General features: G+C 64.9%; 19 protein-coding genes. 4 read left to right on the forward strand and 15 right to left on the reverse strand.

Features of this window, described 5'->3' with window-relative positions:
- Nucleotides 1-302 precede the first annotated feature (302 nt).
- The gene (locus FB466_RS01625) at nucleotides 303-2,030 is read left to right on the forward strand and encodes a variant leucine-rich repeat-containing protein (RefSeq protein WP_141915315.1); all 1,728 of its coding nucleotides are present in this window, start codon (nucleotides 303-305) and stop codon (nucleotides 2,028-2,030) included.
- Between the two features lie 22 nt (nucleotides 2,031-2,052).
- Here the strand turns inward: FB466_RS01625 and FB466_RS01630 are convergent, their stop codons facing one another.
- The 10 genes from FB466_RS01630 to FB466_RS01675 all read right to left on the reverse strand — a co-directional run bounded on the left by FB466_RS01630 (nucleotide 2,053) and on the right by FB466_RS01675 (nucleotide 12,414).
- On the reverse strand, nucleotides 2,053-2,967 hold the full coding sequence (locus FB466_RS01630; protein ID WP_141915317.1) for a tetratricopeptide repeat protein: 915 nt from the start codon (nucleotides 2,965-2,967) through the stop codon (nucleotides 2,053-2,055).
- A gap of 2 nt (nucleotides 2,968-2,969) precedes the next feature.
- Nucleotides 2,970-3,983 carry a vWA domain-containing protein gene (locus FB466_RS01635; protein WP_246054494.1) on the reverse strand — a complete coding sequence of 338 codons (1,014 nt, stop codon included), beginning with the start codon at nucleotides 3,981-3,983 and terminating at the stop codon, nucleotides 2,970-2,972.
- The gene (locus FB466_RS01640) at nucleotides 3,980-4,966 is read right to left on the reverse strand and encodes a vWA domain-containing protein (protein ID WP_246054495.1); all 987 of its coding nucleotides are present in this window, start codon (nucleotides 4,964-4,966) and stop codon (nucleotides 3,980-3,982) included. Before FB466_RS01640 ends, FB466_RS01635 begins: the two co-directional genes overlap by 4 nt.
- Nucleotides 4,957-5,451, reverse strand: a complete 495-nt coding sequence (locus FB466_RS01645; RefSeq protein WP_141915318.1) for a hypothetical protein — start codon at nucleotides 5,449-5,451, stop codon at nucleotides 4,957-4,959. Before FB466_RS01645 ends, FB466_RS01640 begins: the two co-directional genes overlap by 10 nt.
- Nucleotides 5,441-6,328, reverse strand: coding sequence for a DUF58 domain-containing protein (locus FB466_RS01650; protein WP_141915320.1), 888 nt, complete (start codon nucleotides 6,326-6,328; stop codon nucleotides 5,441-5,443). The genes FB466_RS01645 and FB466_RS01650 overlap by 11 nt, the downstream gene beginning before the upstream one ends.
- Before the next feature lie 8 nt (nucleotides 6,329-6,336).
- Entirely contained in the window at nucleotides 6,337-7,341 is a 1,005-nt protein-coding gene (locus FB466_RS01655) for an AAA family ATPase (RefSeq protein WP_141915322.1), read from the reverse strand.
- An 82-nt stretch (nucleotides 7,342-7,423) separates the two neighbouring features.
- Nucleotides 7,424-8,581 carry a flavodoxin-dependent (E)-4-hydroxy-3-methylbut-2-enyl-diphosphate synthase gene (ispG, locus tag FB466_RS01660; RefSeq protein WP_141915324.1) on the reverse strand — a complete coding sequence of 386 codons (1,158 nt, stop codon included), beginning with the start codon at nucleotides 8,579-8,581 and terminating at the stop codon, nucleotides 7,424-7,426.
- 57 nt (nucleotides 8,582-8,638) lie between these two features.
- Nucleotides 8,639-10,159, reverse strand: coding sequence for a M50 family metallopeptidase (locus tag FB466_RS01665; RefSeq protein WP_425460883.1), 1,521 nt, complete (start codon nucleotides 10,157-10,159; stop codon nucleotides 8,639-8,641).
- Between the two features lie 84 nt (nucleotides 10,160-10,243).
- A complete protein-coding gene (locus tag FB466_RS01670) occupies nucleotides 10,244-11,329 on the reverse strand; it encodes a 1-deoxy-D-xylulose-5-phosphate reductoisomerase (protein ID WP_141915326.1) in 1,086 nt (361 codons plus the stop codon).
- Between the two features lie 113 nt (nucleotides 11,330-11,442).
- On the reverse strand, nucleotides 11,443-12,414 hold the full coding sequence (locus tag FB466_RS01675) for an FKBP-type peptidyl-prolyl cis-trans isomerase (protein ID WP_141915328.1): 972 nt from the start codon (nucleotides 12,412-12,414) through the stop codon (nucleotides 11,443-11,445).
- A 183-nt stretch (nucleotides 12,415-12,597) separates the two neighbouring features.
- On the opposite strand from FB466_RS01675, the gene FB466_RS01680 reads away from it, so the two are divergent.
- A complete protein-coding gene (locus tag FB466_RS01680; protein ID WP_141915330.1) occupies nucleotides 12,598-13,308 on the forward strand; it encodes a lysophospholipid acyltransferase family protein in 711 nt (236 codons plus the stop codon).
- Nucleotides 13,309-13,673: 365 nt separating this feature from the next.
- Here FB466_RS01680 and FB466_RS01685 read toward each other — a convergent pair whose 3' ends face one another.
- From FB466_RS01685 to FB466_RS01700, 4 genes are all read right to left on the reverse strand, one after another.
- Nucleotides 13,674-14,795 (reverse strand): bifunctional 2-methylcitrate synthase/citrate synthase, encoded by a 1,122-nt coding sequence (locus FB466_RS01685; protein WP_141915331.1) that lies wholly within the window; start codon nucleotides 14,793-14,795, stop codon nucleotides 13,674-13,676.
- A gap of 74 nt (nucleotides 14,796-14,869) precedes the next feature.
- Complete coding sequence (gene prpB / locus FB466_RS01690; protein ID WP_141915332.1) at nucleotides 14,870-15,769, reverse strand: methylisocitrate lyase; 900 nt, start codon at nucleotides 15,767-15,769, stop codon at nucleotides 14,870-14,872.
- Nucleotides 15,769-17,310: an MmgE/PrpD family protein gene (locus FB466_RS01695; RefSeq protein WP_141915334.1), complete on the reverse strand. Its 1,542-nt coding sequence runs from the start codon at nucleotides 17,308-17,310 to the stop codon at nucleotides 15,769-15,771. The genes prpB and FB466_RS01695 overlap by 1 nt, the downstream gene beginning before the upstream one ends.
- A gap of 62 nt (nucleotides 17,311-17,372) precedes the next feature.
- Nucleotides 17,373-18,089 (reverse strand): GntR family transcriptional regulator, encoded by a 717-nt coding sequence (locus FB466_RS01700; RefSeq protein ID WP_141915336.1) that lies wholly within the window; start codon nucleotides 18,087-18,089, stop codon nucleotides 17,373-17,375.
- A 164-nt stretch (nucleotides 18,090-18,253) separates the two neighbouring features.
- Between FB466_RS01700 and FB466_RS01705 the strand changes: the two genes are divergently transcribed.
- Together FB466_RS01705 and FB466_RS01710 are read left to right on the forward strand one after the other, a co-directional pair.
- A complete protein-coding gene (locus FB466_RS01705; RefSeq protein WP_211344736.1) occupies nucleotides 18,254-20,179 on the forward strand; it encodes an AMP-binding protein in 1,926 nt (641 codons plus the stop codon).
- A gap of 51 nt (nucleotides 20,180-20,230) precedes the next feature.
- Nucleotides 20,231-20,767: a MepB family protein gene (locus tag FB466_RS01710; RefSeq protein ID WP_211344737.1), complete on the forward strand. Its 537-nt coding sequence runs from the start codon at nucleotides 20,231-20,233 to the stop codon at nucleotides 20,765-20,767.
- Here FB466_RS01710 and FB466_RS01715 read toward each other — a convergent pair.
- Nucleotides 20,743-25,074 carry a type VII secretion EssC family protein gene (locus tag FB466_RS01715; protein ID WP_141915338.1) on the reverse strand — a complete coding sequence of 1,444 codons (4,332 nt, stop codon included), beginning with the start codon at nucleotides 25,072-25,074 and terminating at the stop codon, nucleotides 20,743-20,745. The two genes, FB466_RS01710 and FB466_RS01715, sit on opposite strands and share 25 nt — an antisense overlap.
- Between the last annotated feature and the right edge of the window lie 6 nt (nucleotides 25,075-25,080).

The raw sequence follows: 25,080 nt of genomic DNA on the forward strand, positions 1-25,080 counted from the left end.
CAGCCTATAGGCCATTTCCGCGGAGTTCATACGCGGACAATTCTTGTTCGGATGGGAGATGCGGACAGCGAAGCTAGGGTAAGCCCGCTGAGTCCAACTTGCCGGTATCCGCTTCTGCCGGTTACGCTTGGTCATTCACTACGAATGAGATCCGCGGCATAACCGTGCTTCCCGAGCAATCGGTGATCGACGGCTGAGTGTGGGGGTGAGCGCATCACCTCACGTACCCGCACACATCGACTGCGGCTCGTTGCTGGAGCCTGACGTCTCTCGACGTTGCTCCCCCCACGAAAGCGCCCGCGATGACTTTGGATCGGAACCAGCACTACACGCTCGCAGCCGACCCCACCGCCGACGCCGAAACGCTGGCCCGCCTCGCCGAGGATCACCCCGAGCTGTGGCCCACTCTGCTCGCCAACACCTCCTGCTACGACGAACTGCGCAGGTGGATTCACGACCGACAGGAGCAGCAGCCGCTGACCCGGCCCCCCATCGGCGCACCCACCGAAACCTCCTCTGTCCCGTTGCCACCGCCCCCCGTCACACCGCGTACCAGCCGAGGTCAGATTCTCGCGGGGTGGACAGTGGGCGTGCTCAGCATCAGCCTCGTGACCGCACTCCTGATACTGATCATTTTCGGGGTCGCCCGAACCGCCATCCGAGGCCAAAACACTGCCTCATCGGTCTCGATTTCTGCCCTCTCGGATGCCCCCTCGCCCACCCAACCCTGGACGATCAGCCTGGGCGAGAGCATGGACCCCGCAATCCTGTCCTGCTTCTCGCACACGATGAGTACCTTTGGCCAAGATCGTGCGGTGATCGTCGGCAGCTACAGTGATGCCGACCCCACCTGCGACGCCACCACCGCCGAGCGGTCGGCAACCCTCACACTCCTGAACACGCGCAACGGGTCAACCGAGTGGTCCGTGCTGCTGGCTGATGAAGCACCCTGGACAGCCGGTGCCACGGTTGAGAACGTGTCACCCGGGGAAGCGAGCGACATCATCCTTCAGGTCACCGGGTCGGGAACCAACCCGCTCTCGTATCTGACACTCGCGAGTTCCTCGGGTCGGCTGACGGACCCCGCGCTGGCGAACCGCCCCGCGGATGTGGACCGTTACGAGTCGGCCACTCTGAGTAGCATCCCGGAGGACACCGGCCACCTCGTCCTTGTCGGCACCCGGGCGGGTCTTGCCGAGAGCGTCGTGTCCTATGTGGACGCCACCGACCCGATGTCGCCCCTCTGGGAGTCCGCTCTCCCCCGCCGTTCTCTACCGACCACCACCGTGGTGGGCTCCACACTGGTGCTCTCCGAACAATCAGGCGAGGGAAGCGCCTTTGATCTGACCCGTGGCACGCCTGCACAATGGTTACCCGCTTTTAACGGCACGATCACGCCACTGTCCGACGGCTTCGTCTCCTACCAGGAACATCCGGAGGGCACGGACGGGGCGAGCGGCACCCTCCGAGGATTCAGCTCACGCGGCACGATCACCTGGCAGCGGGATATGAGCGAGGCCCCACAGTTTAGCCGCGACGGCCTGAGCACAGACGCTCCCAGTTCCTCGGGCTACCTGTCGTTATTTGTGACAACAGACAACGGTTCCCGGCTCATGCGCCTCAACCCGAGCACCGGCGAAAATGCCTGGCGGGCACCGGCAGAGATCGGCACAGGGCGCGTCTGGGAGCAGAGCGGCGGACCGGAAGACACTATCTTTGCCGCAACGAGCACCGGAGAAGGCACCTACTCGGCGTTTGTCGCGATCAATATCCTGGACGGCACCACCACCTATACCCGAGCATCGAACGGCACAGCTTTCCAGGTCTTGGGGCTCTCCCCCACCGTGGGTTACACGACGTCCAGCGCCAATGACCGGACGACCCTCGTGGCCTTCGACACCGGAACCAACACCACCCTGTGGAGCCTCGTGACCGAGCAGCAACAGCGCGTGTACCTTCTCGGCGGGCAACTCGTCCGCTACGACCCGCGCACCGAGACACTTGCCCAGCTGACATCGGACATTAACTAGCGGCAGTAGCGCGGCGCGCGGCCTACCAGGGCTTATCGGCACCGCTCGGTCCCTCCTGATCACCACGATTCTCGGTGTCGTAGTCCTGTAGCTCTTCAGCGCCCTCGCCCAGCTTCTGTTCAAGCTCCTTCAGCTGTTCCTCGGTGGGGGTGTCCTTCGGGGTCTCCTGCGGTTTCTCGCCCTCCGCCTCGGTTCCCTCGCCCTCGTCCTGGGGGTCTGTGTCGCCCTTGCCCGAGCCCTCATTCTGATCCTGCTTCTGCTGCAGGCGCTCCTCGGTCTCGTCCAGAGAGTCGCCCATGCTGCGGTTCGGGTCCGACGACTTCTGATCGGCCTCGTCGCTGTTGCATTCTTCGGGCGCCGCATCGAGAACCTCCAGAGCCTCCCGGTAGCGCACAGTGGAGTCGGCAATGTTGCCGTCAGCTTTGGACTCGTCTCCCCTCAGTTCCAGAACAAGGGCAAGGTTAAACCGGACGCCGCACACCTCCAGGCCCTCGGCCAGCGGCAGAGCCTCCTCGAAAGCATCCTGTGCCTCGGTCAGCTTACCCGCGGCAGCCAGACCAACTCCGAGGTTAAATGGTGCCTTGAACGGTTCAAACCAGTTGAGTGGGGCCTGCCAGGAGGACTGGCGAATGGTGTCTTCGTAATCGCCGGCCATGTACGATGCGATTGCCATATGGGCAAAAGCGTAGAGGCTGAGAAGCTTGATGACGAGAACGCCCGCCAGGATACTCACGGGCAAAGTTCCCCAGAACAGCCAGCGACGAACCTTGCGACGACGAGCATTCACGTTCAGAAGACGACCAGCGGCCTCCTGAGCGGCGGACGTTGTGGTCACCGGCTCGGCTGGCCGCTCCACGGGACTAGGCACGCCCTCAGCACCGGACCCGACCGAGGGATCGGTGGAGTCGGATGTGCGCGCTATGGTCGGGTCGGTCATGTCTATGCACCTCGTTGGCTCGGGGTTTTGGTGAGAGCGCGCAATTGGACGAGCTGGGCGGTTCCCCGCAGAATCTCCAGCGACAGCAGAAGCGCACAGAGAATAGCGGGAATCCAGTACAGCGCGATCACGTTACCCACCGTGCCCCCGGTGGCGAGGGGCACCGTTGTCGTCTTCACCTCGGGGATGGTCAGATCGGTGTCCGCCGTTCGGTGCTGATACTTTACCCCCAGCTGGGCGGCAATAGCCTCGAGGTTGTTCTCATCAATCACCGACAAAGCAGGGTTACCGGAGGAATCGTCGATGTACTCCGGCGCAGCGGTATCGCCCACCTTACCGGTGGTGACCCGCATCTTCCCGCCCTCAGCCGTACCATAACCGAGTACAGCCCCGCCGTTAAGCCACTCCGCGCTCTCGGTGAAGGAACCGGGCTCCTGGGAGGATGTCTGCTCGCCATCGCCGAAGTAAAACACCATGCGCGACCGCTCTGGGGCCGAAACCGCCGCCTGCGAGACCGTCTGGGCGAGGAGATCGTTGGCCTCGCTGATACTGCTGCCCCGGGAATACTTCGTAATCTCCGGGGTCAGCACCGAGAGAGTGGAGAGTAACGAGGTGCCGTCGGTTGTCAACGGGACACGCAGAGCCGCGGTGGCGTCGAAGGTGATGAGCGAGAACCGGGCACCGGGATACTCGCGCACCAGCGCGGCCGCATCATCCCGGACACCGTCGAGGCGCTGCTGGCCATCGCCATAGTCTTCGGCCACGATACTCGCGGTGGTATCGACGACAAAAAAGACGTCTAATTCGGTTTCCAGGGTCTGCGTCTGGCCTCCGGGCAGACCCGGACGCAGCAGCATGGCGAGCACGCACAGCACCATCAGGGTACGCCCCAGCCACACGAGACGTTTGCCGTTACCCGTCGCCCGGACAACCCGCCAGACGGTGAAGGCAACAATGGGCAGCACCAGCAGCAGAAGCACGAAAATATTCAGAACCGGCTGAAAGTTAAAGATCACAGGCGCACCCTCCACAGCAAAACGATGAAGGCGATACCGGTGAGCGAGAGAAAAAGGATGCCCAAGTTAGGGTCATCCGCCCACACCACGCGCGCCTCGCCCGTGAGACTCGTGGCCTCCTCGGCCGTGATCGTGTCAACGATATCGCTCACGGCCGTGGTTGAGCGCAGGGGGAAATACTTCCCACCCGTCAGTTCGACCGCCTCGCGAAACGCCACGCTCTTGGGGTCGTCATCGTTGTCGATGGGGTTGAGACCATACACCTTGACCCCCTGAGCTTTGGCATACTCGGCAGCCTCCTTGAGCTCAACAATCGAGTCGCCGTAGACCTCGTTATCGGTCGCAAAGATCACCGAGCGGGAACGCTCCTTATCGAGGTGGTCGAACCGCATCGCGCACGCCGCAAGGCCATCGCCGATGAGTGAGGCCCCGCGGCCGTTACTCGTCCCCACCCAGTAGTCAAAGTCGTCATAGTTGCCGTCAAAGCTATCGCGCACGCGTGTGAGCTGCTCCGTGACAAAGTGGTAGTCGTCGGTCAGGGGAAAGACCTGGACGGGCGAACTATTGAATAGCACAAGGCTAATCCGCTCGCCCGAAAAACCCTTCACCAGTTTTAGGAAGGTGTCAGCCACCTCGGTGTCAACCTCGGTCATAGAACCCGACACGTCAAGGCAGAGCACAATATCGCGGTTGGTGTTGACGGGCTTCACCGTGGAGGAGGCTGAGGGCCGGGCGGCCACATAGCTGGCCATCATCACGGCAAGAATGCCCACCACAAGCACGCCGCCCACACCGAGCCGGTAGCGTCGGATGGCAGAGCCGAAGCCGGGGAGGGAACGCAACCGCTCAGAGTGGGCCACGGCGAGACCCTCCGCCGCCCCGGCCTTTCGGTTACGGAGCAGACCAAGAAAGAACCCGCACAGGACGGCAAGCAGGATCAGGCCGCCACCAACAGCGAGCATCCACGGAAAACCTAGTGCCACGTCGTCACCACCCGTCGTGCCGCCTCCAGGCCCGCCAACGGGTCAATAACGCCCGAGCGGCGGAACACGCTGGGGTAGTAGTGTCGGCCAACGGCATCCAGCAACACGGGATTCACTCCCTGGCTCATCAGATCGGACAGAGTCATCACGGGGGCCTCGATACCGCTGTATTCATTCACGAATTGACGCACCACTAGGCTCAGCACCTTATTGGTCTCGCGCCCGCCAAGCTCGCCACTGCGGAAGCGCGACTCAACCACATCGAGCTGGGCCAAGTACTCGTAACGCAACTGGTTGAGCATCTCGGGCCCCACGAGCGGCGGGGCAGAGGACACCGCCGCGACCGGGCGCAGGGCGTTCTTGGGCCGCGTGAGAAACGAGACCAGCAGGTAGAGACCGATGCCCAGGGCAATCACGGCCAGGGCGACATAAAGCCAACCGATGCCGTACTGACCGGGGGGATACAGTTCGCCGTTACCGGGCATACATCCGCCGTTCCAACAGCCGGAGCAGACCCGGGATGACGTCGTCTTCGGAGCCGACCGAGATATGCGAGATCTCCAACGAATCGAGCAGGGAAGCGCGGCTGGACTCCAGGCTCCGCGCGGCGGCCGCAAACTCGGCGCGCAGATCCTCGTTGCCGTGCACAAAGTCGGGAATCGCCCAGCCGTTGGCCACGTCCACGAGCGGGACATCGGCGGCACGGTGATCCGACACAAGATCGGCGTCGCGCACCGTCACCCAGAGAATGTCGTGCTGCACGTGAAGTCGGCGCAACAGCTTCTCAATAGCGGGGTCAATTGGAGTCTCGTCGGCCACAATCACCAGGATCATGCGACGGGCAAAGACCCGGGCCACATAGGAGAGTAGTCCGGGCAGGTCGCTCCTGGCGGAGGTGACGGTGGGGCGGGTGTGTACCACGCGCAGCATCCGCTCCAACTGAGCCTCGGAGCTAGCCGGCGGGATGCGCTGCACCCGGTCACCGTCGCCGTAGACGAGAGCCACATCGTCTCCGTGCCGCACCGAGAGGAAACCGAGAGCGCCGACCGAGAGCAGGGCGATATCTCTTTTGGACTCGCCGCCCAAACCCTGCGCGGCCATATTGCGACCCGTGTCCACCACAAACGTGACGGTATGCCGACGGGATGCGCGGTAGCGCTTGATCAGTGGGGCACCGTGGCGAGCCGTAGCCTTCCAGTCGATATCCCGCACCTCATCTCCGGCCTCGTACTCGCGGAGATCGTCGAAATCCATACTGCGGCCACGGATCAGCGAGCCGTATTCGCCGTCAAGCAGGTGAACCGCTTTTCGGCGTGACTGAATGAAAAGTTTCGATTTCACCCGCACGAGAAGACTGGACATGAAGCGCCCTACGGGGTGGGAACGGAGTCGAAGATGGCGTCGATAATGTCTTCATTAGAGATGCCATCCGCATCAGCCTCAAACGTAAGCAGCACGCGGTGGCGCAGCACCAGGTGGCGCAGGTAGGTGATGTCTTCCGGGATGACATAGGAGCGGCCGGCCAGCAGAGCGAGAGCCCGCGAAGCCTGGAGGAAGGCGATACTCGCGCGGGGGCTCGCACCGTACTTGATGTAACGGGCGCGCTCCTCGCCGATGTACTCGGCGGGGTGGCGGGTCACGTAGACGAGCGAGACGATGTAGTTACGGATGGCTGCATCCACGTAGACGCGGTTGGCCACATCCTGAAGGAACAGCACATCGTCCAAAGTGACGCTGGTGGTGGCATGCTTCTCGGGATCGAGGACACCCGAGTCAAGCCGTTCCAGAATTGTCAGTTCCTCGGCGGGCGTGGGATAGTCCACGATCTCCTTGATCAGGAAGCGGTCCATCTGGGCCTCGGGCAGCTGATAGGTGCCCTCCTGCTCGATGGGGTTCTGCGTGGCCATCACGAGGAAGGGCTTGGGGAGACGGTGGACCTCGCCACCAATCGTGGTCTGGCGCTCCTGCATAGCCTCCAGCATGGCGCTCTGGGTCTTGGAGCTGGAGCGGTTGATCTCGTCAAGCAGCACAAAGTTGGCATGTACCGGGCCCAGCTGAGTACGGAAAGAACCCGTGCTGGCGTCGTAGATCTGGGTGCCCGTGATATCGCTAGGCAACAAATCGGGGGTGCACTGGATGCGCTTAAACTGCGCCCGAACCGTATCGGCCAGGGTGCTCGCCGCGGTGGTCTTGGCCAGGCCAGGAACGCTCTCTAGCAGCACGTGACCGCCGGAGATGAGGGCCACGAGAAGACTCGTGCGGAGTCGCTCCTGACCGACCATCTTGGCGGAGTATGCGGTAGAGACGGTGCGGAGGATAGCCTCCACCCGCGCTATGTCCTGGTCGGCGGCGACCGTTGCTGTGGGGTTGTTCATCCTGGCAGTGCCTCTCGTAGAAGGGGGATGCGCGCTCAATGCGGCACGATTCTGTGGTGGCCGGGCCACCCGGTGTAATGCCTTAGGCACCCACCGTGACGGTGGGGCTTCCGGTGCTGGTGTCGTCCGCTGGCATCTCTGCCGCCAGGCGATTGGCCTCGGCGATTAGAGTAGCAACAATCTCGGACTCGGGAACGGTCTTGATCACCTCGCCCTTGACAAAGATCTGGCCCTTACCGTTGCCGGAGGCCACACCCAGGTCGGCCTCGCGCGCCTCACCGGGGCCGTTGACAACGCATCCCATCACGGCGACACGCAGCGGGACAGACATCCCCTCGAGGCCGTCGGTAACATCATTGGCCAGCTTGTACACGTCTACCTGAGCGCGACCGCAGCTGGGGCACGAGACAATTTCGAGCTTGCGCTCACGCAAATTGAGCGATTGCAGGATCTGCAAACCCACCTTAATCTCCTCGGCGGGTGGGGCCGAGAGCGAAACCCGGATGGTATCGCCGATACCCTCGCTCAGCAGGATGCCAAAAGCGGTTGCCGACTTGATGGTGCCCTGGAAGGCCGGGCCAGCCTCGGTCACGCCAAGGTGCAGGGGCCAATCGCCGCGCTCAGCGAGCAGGCGGTAGGCCTTAACCATCACGATGGGGTCGTTGTGCTTAACCGAGATCTTGAAGTCGTGGAAATCATGCTCCTCGAAGAGGCTCGCCTCCCACACGGCGCTCTCCACGAGCGCCTCGGGTGTGGCCTTGCCGTACTTCTGGAGCAGACGCGGGTCGAGCGAACCGGCGTTGACCCCGATGCGGAGACTAACACCGGCGGCCTTCGCCCGGCGCGCGATCTCACCCACCTGATCGTCAAACTTGCGGATGTTACCGGGGTTGACCCGAACGGCGGCGCAGCCCGCGTCAATCGCGGCATACACGTAATTGGGCTGAAAGTGGATGTCCGCAATCACGGGGATCTGGCTCTTCTTCGCGATGATGGGTAACGCCTCGGCATCGTCGCGGCTGGGGCAGGCAACGCGCACAATATCGCAGCCGGTGGCCGTGAGCTCGGCAATCTGTTGGAGGGTCGCGTTGATATCTGTTGTGGGGGTTGTGGTCATCGACTGCACACTCACCGGGGCGTCACCGCCCACGCGAACGCTCCCCACGTTGATTTGCCGCGACACACGTCGGGGAGCGAGAACGTCGGGAACTTTCGGAAGACCTAGATTTACTGCAGCCACCCGACTACCTTACTTTGTCACGCTGTACACTGCCCGAACGAGGGGCCACCCGTGGCGCTAGCCAAAGAGATTAACCGGCTTCACGATATCTGCGTAGATGAGCAGGAGACTCATGGCACCCAGCAGAATCACCACACCAAAGGTGATGGGGACCATCTTGGCGGCGTCCACGGGTCCCGGATCGGGCTTGCGGAAGATTGTGGCCAGCGTACGGCGCACGCGCTCATAGAGGGCCGCAGCGATGTGGCCGCCGTCCAGAGGCATCAGCGGGATGAGGTTAAAGACAAACAGCGCCACATTGAGCGAGGCGAGCAGGCTCACCATGACCTGAGCCTTGGCAACAACGGGGATGGTGTCGAGGCTGGCAATCTCGCCAGCGACCCGGCCCACTCCCACGACACTCATCGGGCCGTTGACATCGCGCTCTTCAGAACCGAACGCAGCATTCCAGATGTCGATGAGGCGCTGAGGCAGGTGGGCAATCATGTTCACGACCGCGCCGATATTGTCGCCGACCGCAGGTAACACGGCCGTGACGGGAGCCTGGACAAGCTCCTGAGTGGGGGACATGCCCACCATACCCACCTGCTCGGTCTTGAGCGTTCCGTCGCCACTCTTGACCACCGCACCCGCCTCGTCGGTAACATACCGCTCGGTGAGTTCGGGGGTCATCGTGAGAGCCTTCTCAACACCGTCACGCTCGATAACCATATCGAGCGGTTGGTTAGGGGAATCGCTAATTGCATCGCGAATCTGCGCCCAATCGGTGATCTTCTCACCGTTAATGCTGACAATCGTGTCCCCCGGCTCAAGACCCGCCGCGGCACCGGGGGCCTGGGGGTCTTGACTGGAGCACTCGGTGTGAGTGCTCGTGGCGGGCAACACGCACTCGCTCACGGTCGCAACGGTGGTGCTCCACTGCTGGGTGCCAAAACCCATCAGCAAGACAGCGTAAAAGAGCACTGCCAGCACCAGGTTCATAGCGGGTCCGCCCAGCATCACAATCACGCGCTTCCACACCGCGAGACGGTAGAAAGCGCGGGAATCTTCCCCCGCCCCGATGGTCTCGGCGCTCGCCTGGCGGGCTTCGTCAATCATGGAGGAGAGGTAGCTTGCCTGGGGGTCGTCCTCGGTGCGAGCAGTGCTCGGCAGGCGGTCGGTACGCTCGGCCTCGGGGGCCAGCGCCTCGGCCAGGGTGGGATCGGCCTCAATCGCCTCGCGAAGGGCCAGAACGGCATCGTCGTGCTCATGTTCGCGGGTGCGCGTCGGGGCACCCTCCTGCACGACAGAGTTGAGGAAACCGGTCGTAGATTCGCGGGACTGCTCACCCGGTTTAGTAGGCGGATACATCCCGATCATAGAGATGTAGCCGCCGAGCGGGATCATCTTGACGCCGTACTCGGTCTCGCCCTTACGCTTGGACCACAGGGTGCGACCAAAGCCGACCATGTATTGCGTGACCTTCACCCCGAAGAGCTTGGCCGGAACGAGATGCCCAATCTCGTGCAGGGCGATCGACACGGCGAGCCCCACCACGATGATGACGACGCCAAGAATGTAAAGCAGCACGGATTCCACCCGGTAATGCTACCCCTGATCGGGGATTGCCCGCTGGGAGTTTGCGCTGCACCAGCCGGGAGATCACGATGCCTTCTCCTCGAACTAGGCCCTCGCCACGAGGGCATCGGCACGGGCGCGGGCCCACAACTCGGCCTCGGCGAGGGACTCCCGGGTGAGCCGGGCATCCGGCGTCTCGTGGGCATCCACGACCCGCTGCACGGTATCCAGAATGTCAAGGTAGCCAATCTTGCCCTCGTGGAAGGCGTCAACGGCCTGCTCGTTGGCGGCGTTAAACACGGCTGGGTAGGTGCCACCGGCGCGACCCACCTGCTTGGCCAGGTGCACGGCGGGAAACGCCACGGAATCGAGCGGCTCAAATGTCCACTCGGAGGCCACTGTCCAGTCAATCGGTGCTCCCACGCCCGCGAGGCGGCGCGGCCAGTCGAGACCCAGTGAGATGGGCAAACGCATATCGGGCGGAGAGGCCTGCGCAATCGTGGAGCCATCAATAAACTCCACCATCGAGTGCACCATCGACTGCGGGTGCACCACCACGTCAATGTGCTCGTAGGGCACGCCGAAAAGCAGATGCGCCTCAATCACCTCAAGCCCCTTGTTCACAAGGGTGGAGGAGTTGGTGGTGATCATGCGGCCCATATCCCACGTGGGGTGGGCGAGCGCCTCGGCCGGGGTAACAGCGGCGAGGGAGGCCCGACTGCGGCCCCGGAACGGCCCGCCGGATGCCGTCAGCACCAGCCGACGGACCTCGCCCCGCTCCCCCGAGCGGAGGGCCTGGGCAATAGCGGAGTGTTCGGAGTCCACCGGCACAATCTGGCCGGGGGCGGCAAGCGCGGACACCAAATCACCGCCCACGATCAACGATTCCTTATTGGCGAGGGCCAGCGTAGCGCCCACCTCCAGGGCGGCGAGGGTGGGGCCAAGACCCACCGAGCCGGTGATGCCGTTGAGCACAACATCCGCCTCAACATCGCGCACCAGCTGCTCCGACTCGATGGCACCCACCGCGGTGAACTCCACGGCGAAACGGTCGGCCTGGGCCTGCATCCCCTCGCGGTCGGAACCCACAGAGAGACCCACCACCTCAAACTCGCTGGTGCGGGCACCAATCACATCGAGGGCCTGGCGGCCGATGGAACCCGTTGAACCCAGAATGATGACGCGACGCATGTGACCATCATGACACCTCGCCGGGCGGATGGGGTGCGGGCAACCGGAGGCAACCGCTTAAAGGTGTGTGCCACGGGTCCGAAGATCCGTGGCACACAGCGTGTGGGTGAGAGCTACTCGGTTGCCGCAGCAGCCGGTTCGGTGTGCAGGATATCCACCACAAAGCCAATGTCGCCGAATTGGGCCTTGCCTGTCTTCTCGGTGTCCTCACCGTAGGCCTCCGCGGAGGGAATCAGAATGACGACCTGCGAGCCCACCTTCTTGCCCACAAGCCCGTCGCCGAATCCGGCGATCAGGGAGTCGAGGGACTGGGTCATCGGGGTACCACGGGTCCAGCTGGAATCGAAGGTCTCACCGGTTTTCTGGTTGAAGCCCAGGTACTGCACGCTCACGGTGTCGCCCTTCTTCACCTCGGTGCCGTCACCCTCAATGGTCGTGGCGGAGGCAAGTTTCGCGCTCGGTGTGAATCCGTCGGGGAGCGTAACGGTCGGTTCGCCGTTATCGGCAAGGGTCACTTCGGGGAACCCCTCGGGAAGCGCGGTTTCCTTACCCTCTGCGCGACTCGGAATAAGGTCTAACGCGTCAACAACCACGACGAGGGTGGCCTCAGCCTCAATACCCAGGTCTGTGTTCCCCGCCTCGCCGAAGATCGACTTGGCCTGGAGCACCGTGGTGGAGCGACTACCGAGGGGCATACACGAGATCGCGTCAATCCAGCCCTCGTAGACGGCATCCTTATCGATCGTGAGCGTGCTGGTTTCGGTTCCGAGGTTCTTGCCGTCCTTGGCATCAAAAACGTTCAGCTGGAAGTTGACGCTGTCACCGTCTTTCAGGAGGTCTCCATCGCCCATGATGTTGATGGTTTTCTCGGTCTTGGTCACCGCAAGAGGAGTCTCAAACTTGGCGGTCACCTCCGCGCCCAGATCTCCCGTTACCTCGACCGCGTTACTGGCCTTACCGGCGGCAACGGGTGTGCATCCGGCCTTCTTGGCGTCATCGGCGTTGATAGTGCCGGTTCCTGAGGAGCACCCCGTCACGGTGAGGGCAACAACTGCGAGCAGGACTGGAAGGGTACGTAACTTCACGAGACTCGTTTCACGTTAGGTGGGTGACAAAATAACAGTGCGCTCCAGTCTGCGGGCCCGTCCTATGAACAAGCTGACAGCCGAGTGACTGACTAGCTCTAAGCCTACCGGGGCGTGCCCCATACACAAGAGAACCGGTCGAATCACCGGGCCGGAATACCCCTGCCGGTAGAGTCTCACCCTGTGAAAACAACCCACAACGCGACCTCACCCGTGGCCACGAGCCCCGGGGTCCTCTACCGTGTGGGGCGCGCGGTGCTGTGGCCCCTCGCCCGGGTGCTCTACCGCCCCACCGTAACCGGGCGTGAGAACGTGCCCCGCAGCGGGCCCGTTCTCTTTGCCAGCAACCACCTCTCGGCGCTCGACAGCCTGGCGATTCCGCTGGCGGCCCCGCGACACGTACAGTTTCTCACCAAAGCGCACTATTTTGAGGGGCCCGGGATACTCGGGGCCGTTCGCCGCTGGTTCTTCACCAGCATCGGAGCGGTTCCGGTACATCGCGGCGCAGGGCACGCGGCGCAGGAGGCGCTCGACTCGGGGCGCGAGGTGCTACGGAACGGACACACATTTGCGGTGTATCCCGAAGGCACCCGCTCGCGCGACGGGCGGTTATATAAGGGACGCACGGGGGTGGGATGGTTGGCATTGGAGACCCGAGCAACCGTTATTCCCGTGGGGCTCATCGGCACAGATGGACAGCCTCCGGCGGGACAGCGCAGGGGGCGGACGCCGGTGCGCGTGGCGTTTGGTCGGCCCGTTGACCTCTCCGACCTAAGCTCGGCGGGCTCGGGGGCGGATCGGCGCGAGGCGACCGACCGGATCATGGCGGCCGTCCACGGGCTCAGCGGGCAGGAGTGGGCGGGGAGCTATAACGACGTGCCGGAGGCGGGGTAGAGCATCCGTCACTCCGGTGTGGCGGATACTCCTCAGCTACAGAATCGGGGGGGGTCGCGAGGGGTGCGGACGGCAGGGTTCCCGCCCGGGGCGGAGCGAACCGATGGGTGGCACGCGCTGAGCCTAGGAGCGGGAAGAAAATCAGCGGCGCGCGTCCTTGCACCCGGTACCTAAAAGCATTCCGGGTGAGTTTTGGTTGAAAGACCGAGAAATAATCGTCGATGTGTGAGGAAAAGTCACCCTGGCGAGGCTGGGCGGTACGGGGCGGGGCGGTAGGGGGCGGCGCGCGGCGGGGCGGTAGGCCGCACGGGGTCTGTAGGGCAGGGGTGTGGGTGCGCCCGGGGCGGCCCGGGCGCACGGGGAGGCTACACGCCGGGCAGGTGCCGCTCATCGACACCGTTGTAGGCGCTCAGCGGGCGAATGAGCGCGTTGCTCGCCTGCTGTTCGATGATGTGTGCGGTCCATCCGGTGATCCGCGCCGCGACAAAGAGCGGTGTGAAGATCTCGGTATCGAAACCGAGGATGTGGTACGCCGGGCCCGAGGGGTAATCAAGGTTCGGCAGGATGTTTTTGCGCTCGGTCATCGCCTTTTCGAGCGCATCGTAGAGCTCGGCCAGGTCGCTGCGCCCGCTCTCCGCGATCAACACGTCAAGCGCGGCCTTCATGGTGGGCACGCGGGAGTCACCGCGCTTGTACACGCGGTGCCCGAAGCCCATAATTTTGCGCTTCTCGGCGAGGGCCTGCGCCAACCAGTCCTCTGCCTTGTCTGCCGTGCCAATCTCGTTAAAGATGTGCATCACGGCCTCGTTAGCCCCGCCGTGCAGCGGGCCTTTGAGCGCACCGATGGCCCCCGTCACGGCCGAGTACAGATCGGACATGGTCGAGGTAATCACCCGGGCGGTGAAGGTGGACGCGTTGAATGAGTGCTCCGCGTAGAGCACCATCGAGATGCGGAACACATCAATCGCGGCGGCCGAGGGTAGTTCACCAAACGTCATCCACAGGAAGTTGGCCGAGTAGTCGAGGTCGTCCCTCGGCTCAATCAGCTCCTGGCCGCGTCGGCGGCGCTGATCGTAGGCCACGATGGCCGGAATCGCCGCAAACAGCCGCGCCGCATGCGCCAGGTTGCCCTCGCGCGAGTCGTCCGCGGCCTCCGGATCACGGGCCCCGATCGCGCTTACCGCGGTGCGCAGCACATCCATCGGGTGCGCGGTGGTGGGCAGCTGGTCAACAATGAGCTTGACCACCGGGTCCAGGGCCCGCTGCGAGCGCTCCACCCGTACACACTCGGCCAGCTCGGTGGGCGTGGGGAGCTCGCCATGCCAGAGCAACCAGGCCACCTCCTCAAACGAGCAGCGCGCCGCAAGTTCCTGCACCGGGTAGCCGCGGTACAGCAGCGAGTTGGTGTCGGGGTTGACCTTCGAAACCGCGGTGTAGTCCACCACGACTCCCGCGAGGCCCTTATAGATCTGGATGGTGTCCGTCATTTTCACTCCTTCGTGATGGTGCCGCTGGGGGATGCGGGCGACGACGCGATGCCGCCGCCCGCGGAGATTCTCTGCTACTTCTCAACCGTAAAGTTAAAGACGCCCTCATCGAAGGCGTTGTACGCAGCGTAGTCGATCAGTTCGTACAGGTCGGCACGGTGCTGCATCTCCCCCAGCACGGGGTTGAGGCTGCCCTCTGCGATAATCGTGTCCAGGCCGCGCTCGGCCGCGCCCATCGCCAGGCGGAGCAAAGAGACCGGGTAGATCACAATGTTGATGCCGATGTTCGCCAGCTGTGTCGTGCTGAACAGTTCGCTCTTGCCAAACTCGGTCATGTTGGCGAGGACGGGTACGTCTACAGCACCGCGGATCGCCTCAAACTCGCTCAGATCACGCATGGCCTCGGGGAAGATGGCGTCGGCACCGGCATCCACGAGCGCCTTCGCCCGGTCAATCGCGGCCTGCATTCCATCCACCGCGCGAATGTCGGTGCGCGCCATGATCAGCAGGTTCTGATCCCGTCGCCCCTGAACCGCCGCACGGATGCGCTTGAGCACGGTGTCCTCGTCAACGACCTGCTTGCCGTCCAGGTGGCCGCACCTCTTTGGGTTGACCTGGTCCTCGATATGCAGGCCGGCGACCCCGGCGTCCTCGAGCGTCTGCACCGTGCGGGCCACGTTCATGGGTTCGCCGAAACCGGTGTCGGCGTCCACAATCGCGGGCAGGTTGGTCATCCGCGCGATCTGTTGGCTGCGCCCGGCCACCTCGGTGAGGGTGGTGAGGCCGATGTCGGGCAGACCGAGATCTGCCGAGAGTACGGCCCCCGAAATGTAGACCCCCTCGAAGCCTTTGCGCTCAATCAGTCGCGCGCTGAGCGGGTTGAACGCGCCGGGCAGGCGCAATAGTCGGCCGGTCGCCAACTCGGCGCGCAGGGCGGCACGCTTCTCGGCGGCGGTGCGTGTGGAATACAGCATTAGAAAAGTCCCTTCGGGGTGGGCACAGCGGCAAGGAGGCCCGGCTTGCCCACGATTGTGAGGCCGGCCAGTTCATCGGGTCGCAGCTGGGGGAGGCGTTGCGCGACCTCCAGGAAGCGCTCGATCTCGGCTGGCTCCAGCACGTCGTCGGCGAGGGTGCGGAACTTGGCCACGTACTGCTCACGGGCAAAGGGCCGGGCACCAAGCGGGTGGGCATCGGCCACAGCGATCTCATCGCGGATGACGGTGCCATCCGTGAGCTGGATCTCCACCGAGCCGCCAAACGCCTTCTCGGCCGGGTCGAGCGAGTGGTAGCGTCGGGTCCACTCGGGATCCTCCTCCGTGACCACCCGGTGCCACAGCGCCACCGTGTCGGGTCGGCCGGCGCGCTCCGGCGAGTAGGAGTCCACGTGGTGCCAGCGGCCATCCTGCAACGCCACCGTGAAGATGTAGGGGATTGAGTGATCAAGGGTTTCACGCGACGCCGTGGGGTCGTACTTCTGCGGGTCGTTGGCTCCCGAGCCGATCACAAAGTGAGTGTGGTGGCTGGTGCGGATAATCACGCGCTCGATGCGCTCGGCCGCCTCCGCCAGTTCGGGATACTCCCGGTTGAGCTTACGGGCCAGGTCGATCCATGCCTGCGCCTGGTATTCCGCTGAGTGCTCCTTCGTGTAGGTGTCGAGAATGGCCCGCTTGGCCTCCCCCTCCGCCGGGAGCGGAACCTCGTAGCGGGCCCCCGGACCATCCAGCAGCCACGCGATCACGCCATCCTCACCCTCGTAGATGGGAGTGGGACTGGTCTCGCCGCGCATCGCCCGGTCCACAGCCTCAATCGCCATTTTGCCGGCAAACGCCGGGGCGTGCGCCTTCCACGAGCTAATCTCGCCCTTGCGCGACTGGCGCGTGGCTGTCGTGGTGTGCAGTGCCTGGCCGATGGCCTGGTAAATGGTGGTGACATCCAGCCCCAGCAGCGTGCCGATACCCGCCGCCGCGCTAGGCCCGAGGTGCGCTACGTGGTCAATCTTGTGCTTGTGCAGGCAGATTGCCTTGACCAGGTCCACCTGAATCTCGTAGCCCGTCGCAATACCGCGCACCAGGTCGCGGCCCGTGATGCCGCGCGCGGCGGCTACGTGCTGCGCCACCGCGGTGATGGGCGGGATATTGTCGCCCGGGTGCGAGTACTCTGCCGCCAGGAAGGTGTCGTGGTAGTCGAGCTCCCGCACGGCCACTCCGTTGGCCCACGCCGCCCACTCGGGCGAGACCCGCACATCGGCATCCTCACCAAATACGGTGGAGCCGGTGCCGCCCGTGCTCGCCGGGTGGCTGAGCGCCTGCGAGCGCGCCGAGGTGACAGGAGCGCGGGTGAGCGATGCGGCCGCGACCGAGGCGTTATCAATCACGCGGTTGATGACCATATCGGTCACCTCCTCCGTGACCTCAACGGGATCGGTCGCCACCCGGGCGATCTTCCAGGCCAGTTGCTCCTCCCGGGGCAGGGGCTCGTCGCTGCGGTACACGCGTACGGGGTGAAGCTGAACCATGGGGTTCCTTTCGTGCGGTTGTCGGGGGTGGCTGCTCGACCGTCTGTGTCGGCGAGCGAACGTTACGGGATGCCCACGAGCACCGGGATGCTCCGGGTCACGGGGGGCAGAACCATGCCACTCTCCCCCGCTTGAGCGAGGGCGCGCTGCGCGTTGGCCCGCACGCTCGCGAGGCTGTTGTGCAGGTGCAGGTGGGTGGCGCTTGCGGCGAGTTCCGGGTCTCCGGCGAGCACAGCATCCACGATGGCCGCGTGCTCGCGGGCCGCGGCGAGCAACCGCTGCGGCTTGTCGGTGGCGAGGCGACGGATGCGCACCAGGTGTGTGCGCACGTTTGAGATCGCCTGCACGAGGTACGGGCTCTGGGTGGCCTCGTCGGTGGCCTCGTCCAGCCGACGCACCAGGTCGAAGTAGTCGTGTCTGGCGGCGTCGTCGGCGGGCAAGAGCTCGGGCACCCGGGCGAACTCGTCGCGCAGGGCGGCAAAGATCTGCGGGTCTCGACGGGCGGCAGCGAGGCGCGCGGCCTGCTGTTCGAGTGCTTGGCGCACCTCGAAGAGTTCGGTGATGCCATCAACGGAGACCTCGGTGACCACGAGGCCGCGACCGGCCTGGGTAGCGACCAGGCCATCCGCTACCAGCCGGGAGAGGGCCTCACGCAGTGGGGTGCGGGAGACACCGAGCCGGGTGGATTGCTCCACCTCGGCGAGCACGGTACCCGGGGCGAGTTGCCAGGTGACAATCTCATCGCGGAGGGCGACGTAGGCTCTATCGCTTGCCCGCATGGCGGCCTCCTGTGGCTGGGGTGAATCTCTCGAACACCGCAATTGTATACACAAATTGCAAATATTCCGATTAAAACCCAAATGCTGGACATTTCTTCTCGGTTTGTGTATACATTTAAGGACCACACCCGGAGTCAACGACGACACTGATAGGGGCACCCCTCGTGACTAACACCCTCGGCACCGCCTACCGCGACATCCACAACGCGAGCATCCACGAGCGCGAAAAGTTCTGGCTCGACGCGGCCGCGGGAGTGGACTGGTACACCCCACCCACCGCCGCACTCGACGACAGCGAGGCCCCCTTCTACCGGTGGTTCCCCGGCGGCACGCTCAACACCAGCTACAACGCCCTGGATCGGCATGTGCTAGCCGGGCGGGGCGAACAGCCCGCGCTCATCCACGACTCCGCCGTCAAGGGCAAGTCCGTCACCTACACGTACAGCAAACTCCTGCGCGAGGTCGAAAAATTTGCCGGAGTGCTCTCGCGGCACGGCGTAGCGAAGGGCGACCGGGTCGTCATCTACATGCCCATGATCCCGGAGGCCGTGATCGCGATGCTCGCCACAGCCCGGCTGGGGGCCATCCACTCGGTTGTGTTTGGTGGGTTTGCGGCCAACGAGCTGGCCGTGCGCCTCGACGACGCCCGGCCCACGGTGGTGGTGACGGCCTCGGGCGGGCGCGAGCCCAGCCGCGTGGTCGAGTATCTGCCGCTCGTGGCGAAGGCGCTCGAACTCACCACCCACCACGTAGACACCGTGATCGTGAAGAAGCGACCGCAGGTGCCTGGCACCGCGGCCGACTACGACGGCCTCACCAATACGCGCTGGTTCGACTGGAAAAACGAGACCAAGACCAGCGAGCCACATGCGGCCGTGCCGGTGGCGGCATCCGACCCGCTCTACATTCTGTACACCTCGGGAACCACGGGCACACCCAAGGGTGTGGTGCGCGATAACGGCGGGCACGCGGTGGCACTCACCTGGTCGATGGAGAACATCTACACGATGAAGCCGGGCGAGGTGATGTTTACCGGCTCCGACGTGGGCTGGGTCGTGGGGCACTCCTACATTGTGTACGCGCCGCTGCTCGCGGGGGCGACCACCGTGCTCTACGAGGGCAAACCCGTGGGCACACCGGATGCCGGGGCGTTTTGGCGTATCGTGCGCGACCACAACGTGAAGGTGCTCTTCACCGCACCGACCGCACTACGCGCCATCCGCAAAGAAGACCCGCAGGCACACGAGTTGGCAAAGTACCGCATCCCCAGCCTGGAGCATGTGTTTCTGGCCGGTGAACGTCTCGACCCCGACACCTACCACTGGGCGACCGAAACCCTCGGCGTACCCGTGGTGGACCACTGGTGGCAGACCGAAACGGGCTGGCCGATCTGTGCAAGCCCGCGCGGTATCGAGGTGCTGCCGCTGAAGGCGGGATCGCCCTCGTTCCCGGTGCCCGGCTACGACCTGGAAATTTTGGATGAGCGGGCCGAGCCGCTGCCCCACCTTGCCGAGGGCAACATCGTCATTCGACTCCCCCTCCCGCCCGGTACCCTGACCACCCTCTGGGGCAACGACGACCGTTACCGGGCCGGTTACCTCAACGAGTTTCCCGGCTACTACCTGACCGGTGACTCCGGCTACATCGACTCCGATGGCTACGTGTTTGTGATGGGCCGCACGGATGACGTGATAAATGTGGCCGGGCACCGGTTCTCGACGGGGGCAATGGAGGCCGTGATCGCGGGGCACCCGGCGGTGGCCGAGTCCGCCGTGGTCGGCGTGAACGACGACATCAAGGGGCAGGTCCCCGCCGCCTACGTGGTGCTGAAAAAGGGGGTGACGATCTCGGACGAAGAACTCTCCCGCGATCTTGTGGCGCGGATGCGGGAGCAGATTGGGGCCGTCGCCGCGTTCCACCAGGTGACCGTTATCCCGGCGCTACCCAAGACGCGCTCGGGGAAGGTCCTGCGGAAGACCATGCGGCAAATTATCGCCGGAGAACATTACGTGGTACCCGCGACAATTGACGACGTGGAGGTGCTGGCCGCACTTGAGGAGACGGTGCGGCGCGGGGTTGTCGCGCGGTAGCGATGACCCCGAACGTTGCGGGCACACCCGTCAGATAGGCTGAACCGTTGCGTGGCAGCGGGAAAGCGGGACAGCATGGTAGTGGACAACGGTGAGGTGTGGGCTGATGGCTCGCTGCATCCCGACCTCGCAGCGCTGCGCGGGCTCGACCTGACGGCGCACGGCGTCGAGACGGGCGCACCCTTCTCCGCCCCTATCGCCGAGCCGGAGAGCGCCGAGTACGCGGCCCACACCCTCACCATGGGCGGGCGCGCCGTGCGCTTCCGTGTGGCAAAAACCACCCCCACCAAGGCGGGACACTTTGTCACACTGTGGCAGCGCTCCACGGCCGGACCCATCCGGCCGCTCGACGTAGCCGACGGCGACGACCTCGTGATCGTGGCCACCCGCAGCGAGTCTCGGCGCGGATACTTTGTGTTTCCCGTCGCCGCGCTCGTGGCCCGCGGCGTCGTGTCAGCGAATAGTCTCGGCGGCAAACGCGCGCTGCGCGTCTATGCGCCGTGGGTGACCGCCCCGAACGCGCAGGCCCGCCGCACCCAGGCGTGGCAGGTGGAGTACTTCAGCTACCCCGTGGGACTCATCGACTGAATCAGCGTCGCCGAACCGCCCACACACATGTACCCGCGCCCCTGCGTGATAGCCACGGGAGCCCGCCTCGGCAGTCCGACGCCGAGCAACTCTCCGTCATAATCGACATCCGGCTGGAGCAGGACGCCGCAGCGGGCCTTACGCAGCGTCTTGGACCAGTGGCTGAAGAGGCTACGCAGATCCGCCGAGCGGCCCGCCGCGATGATGCACAGACCCGGGTGGGTGGTGGCCACAAGGTTCGCGATGGACTGGTCGGCATCATCCACCCGCTCGCCGTCATCAATCAGCAGGATCACCGGGCCGCGTTCCAGCCGCAGCGAGGCCAGGAGGGCGGGGATCTCCTCGGCGGTCGCGGCTGTGCGATCAAGATCGGCATTCGCGAGCGGCGAGCGCCGATCAAAGATGCCCCAGATTGCCGGCCGGGCACCCTCAACGCTCGCGGTACGAATGGCCTCGGCCAGCGCCAGGATCAGGGTTGACTTACCCGAGCGCGCCGGCCCGGCGACGAGAATATGTTCCCCCTCATACACCTCCAGGAACGCGGTGCCGAGCGTGTCCTCGCGCAGGCCAACGGGGATGCGCCACGGATCACCCGTGAGGCTCAGCTGCGAGACCAACTCCCCCACCGGGACGTGCTCGGGCAGGCTGCCAATCGCGTCCGACTTGGGTGGGATGTGCGCCCACCGCTCGGCGGCCTCTGCCACCGCATCAGCGGGGCCACGACCGGGGGTGGCGATGTGCATCTGCAACTGCGTGGTGGTGTTGACGCAGCGTCCCGGCACCTGGGCGGGGATGCTCTTGCCTTTGACCCCAAAGGTGGCGTAGTCGTAGGGGTCCGCGAGGCGAAACAGCCACTTCTGGGTGGTGACCTCGTCCATGGCGGACGGCACCGCCTTCACCCGGGTGGTCGAGACCACGAACGACATTCCCACGCTCGGTCCATCGGCGTACACCCGATACAGAATGTCGAGAAGCTGTTGCCCCTCAAAGTCTTGGAACTCGTCACGCAGGGCGGCGAGCCCGTCGATCAGCACCACGGCCGGGCGCTGCGGCTCGACAGCTTCGCGGCGGCGGTCGAACTCGGTGCGCAGGTAGCGCAGGAACCGGGCCTGCTGCTCCTTCGATCCCGAACCCGAACCCACATAGGCAACGGTGTGTGGCAGGGCGGCCAGGGGCGACAGGTCGCGCGCCATGTCGAGACAAAGAATGTCGAGGTCGGCGGGCGAGTACTCACTCGCCAGGGCCAGGGCGATGCTCGACATCGTTGTCGTCGTGCCGCTGCCCGCAACACCCATGACCATCAGGTTGCCCTCGCGCAGATCCCACCCGGCGGCCGATTGACGTTGCAGGTCGGGCTCATCGGCCAAGGCAACCGTGACAATGCCGTTGCGGACACCGCCGGTCGCGGGTGCGGCGGCGGCGGGGACGGCGGCGGCGGGGACGGCGGCGGGGGCCGCGACAAGCTCATTGCCGGTATCGGGAATGTCGACCCGGGCGTACCCGTCGAGGGCAACACTCTCGCCAAGCGCCTCCGGCCAGACCTGGCGCGGCGGCGCAAAGCCGCACAGCTCGTTGGCCCCCACAACCGCGTCGATCAGCAGGTCAAGGTCGTTGGCATCGCTCGCCTTCGATGCGGGCGCGGGCGGCAGCGGCGCGGGAACCCCGAAGAGACCCACCTCCCGCACCTCCACCAGGTGAGACTGCGCCTGCTGCGCCCGACCCGTCACGAGGGCGGTCTGCACGGGGGTGATGTCGTCCTGGCCAAGCTTGACGTAGGCCCGGCCCATCTGGGCCCGGCCGATGCTTGACGCGGAGGGCACACCGATCACGTTGCTGGAGTCTTCGCGGCTCTGCACCCGCAGGGCAACCCGCAGGTTGGTGTTGGCCAGGATGTCCTCGTTGACCACACCGGCGGGACGCTGGGTCGCCAGAATCATGTGCACACCGAGCGTACGACCCACCGCTCCAACGCTGACGAGGGAGGCGAGAACATCCGGGAAATCTTTGGCCAGCATCGCAAACTCGTCAATCACGAGCAGCAGCCGCGGGAGGGGCTCCGCGGGGTTCGTCGCGAGGTAGGCGTTGAGGTTATCGACATCCTCCCCCGCCTCAGCGAAGAGGCGCTGCCGACGCTGCATTTCTGCCTCCAACGCGCGGAGGGCGCGATCGGCAAGCTGCTCGTCAAGGTTGCTGATCGTGCCGATCGTGTGGGGGAGGCGCTCACAGGCCTTAAACGCGGCACCGCCCTTAAAGTCGATCAGGATGAAGTTGAGGCGGGTGGGGTCGTTACGGGCGGCCAGCCCGGCAACAAACGAGCGCAAAAACTCGCTCTTCCCCGATCCCGTCGTACCGCCGACGAGACCGTGCGGGCCGTCCGTGACCAGGTCGAGACTGAGCTGGCCGGACTCACCAATGCCGATTGGCGTTGACATACCCGAGGGCGTCTGCCAGAGCCCGCGAACGGCCGCAGCATCCAGGGTGTCCACACCGAGCAACTCGGGCAGACGGACGAGTGAGGGCAGGGAGGCGCCGGGCACCAGAAATTCGGGGTCGTCGAAGTGGGCGAGGGTCATCGCACAGGTCAGGGCATCCCTGGGGCTGATACCGGCGAGGATCACATCCTCAACCCGCGTGAGGTTCTCGGGGTTCTCCACGGTCGCGGAGGCGTCCGCACCAACTTCAATCACGGTCGAGCAGGAGGAGGGGAGCTGATCGGCGGTCGTCGCGATCACGATGCCACTCACGCGACGGGTTTTCTCGGTTGAACGGGTGGACTCCCCCGGGGCGATGCGGCCCACGGCGAGAAGTTCGCGGGCCGGGGCATCACGCCCCTCGGTGAGCACCTCGGAGTCGAGAACGACGAGGAGAGCGGGGGTGGGCAGGCTGTTGACGTTCTCGCGCAGGCTGCGCAGCATCGCGGAGCTGGCCTCACGCTGGTTGGAGATCCACCGCACGCCCTCGCTGCTTCCGGCCTGACGGGTATGCGGGAGCCAGGAGGCCCAGTCCCATTCTTGCTCACGCCCCTTATCGCAGAAGATCCCGATGGTGAGGTCGGCGGGGCCGCAGTGCACGGCTGCCTGCGCCAGGAGGCTGCGTGCCAGGGCGAGTGCTCCGTCGCGGTCGCCGACGATGCCAACGACCCCGGCGTTGCTGAGGTCAACCAGGACGGGGGCGGCTACGAGCCGACTCTCGTCGAGCGTCTCCTTCACCTTGTCGTCCAGGCGCACGGAGGACCGGCTATCGATCTCGGGCTGCCACGGCACATCGCCCACACCGGCGTGTAGCGCGAGGAAGTCGGCCGAGTCGGCGCGGCGCTGCCACATCAGGGTCGAGGGCAGCGCCGGGCGGCGCAGCACCACCGCCGGGTCGGGAATCATGTCCTGCCTGCGCAGGCTCTCGACCGCGGCAACCTTTGCGATGTCACCGCGGAACTCGACGAGCGCCGCCTCGAAGCGTTCCTCTTCTTCCTGAAGATTCTTGCCCCGGCGGTGCTTCTGTTCAAACCACATGCCGATGGCCATGACCGGGCTCAACGCGGCGAACAGCGCAAAGCGGGCATCCCCCATGATCATGACCATGACACCAGCCATGACGAGCGGCACGAGCACCGTGATGAAGTTGAATTTGGAGGCGGGCGGAACATCCTGACGCGCCGGGGGCACAACCGAGTCGGGTTCCTCCGGCGTACCCGGCCGCGGGGGGCGGTTGAAGGGTACCGTCGCGGCCGGGGTGAGGTTGTGTAACGAACCGGGTGCGGGGGCCTGCGGCTCGATCAGTGTGGGCCGGATGTTGAGCACCGCCCCGCCGACAATTACGGTGGACGGCGCGGTCAGCAGGATGCCCTCGGCATCGACGGCGTTGCCCTCCACGTACGTGCCGTTGGTGGAGTCGGCGTCGCGCAGTCGAACGCCGTCCTCTTCCAACTCTAAGGAGCAGTGGTGCCAGGAGGCGCTCTCGCTGGGCAGGACCAGATCGGCCTGCGGTGCCCGACCTACGATCACCCTGCGGTGCGCCGGGATGGGGACGACCGTGCTCACCGCGAGCCCACCCGAGAGAGCGACATTCCAGCTACTGATCCGGTGTACACCTACGGGCGGTGTGCGCGAGATCACGGAGCCCTCAAGTAGCACCACCTCCGCCAACGGGGTAGCCCCGGAGTGGGCGGTACCGTCAACAAATACCTGCTCCTCGTCGGCGAGCGGCGACACTCCCGCGCTCTCGACGAACTGGGTCAGAGTGGCTGACGGCTGCCACCCGCCCACCTCCACCACGTGCGGCTGTCCGTCAAGTTCGAGAAAAACCCGCATGGGCAA

This window comes from Klugiella xanthotipulae (genome assembly GCF_006716695.1).
In the GTDB taxonomy this organism is placed as follows: Bacteria; Actinomycetota; Actinomycetes; order Actinomycetales; family Microbacteriaceae; genus Klugiella; species Klugiella xanthotipulae.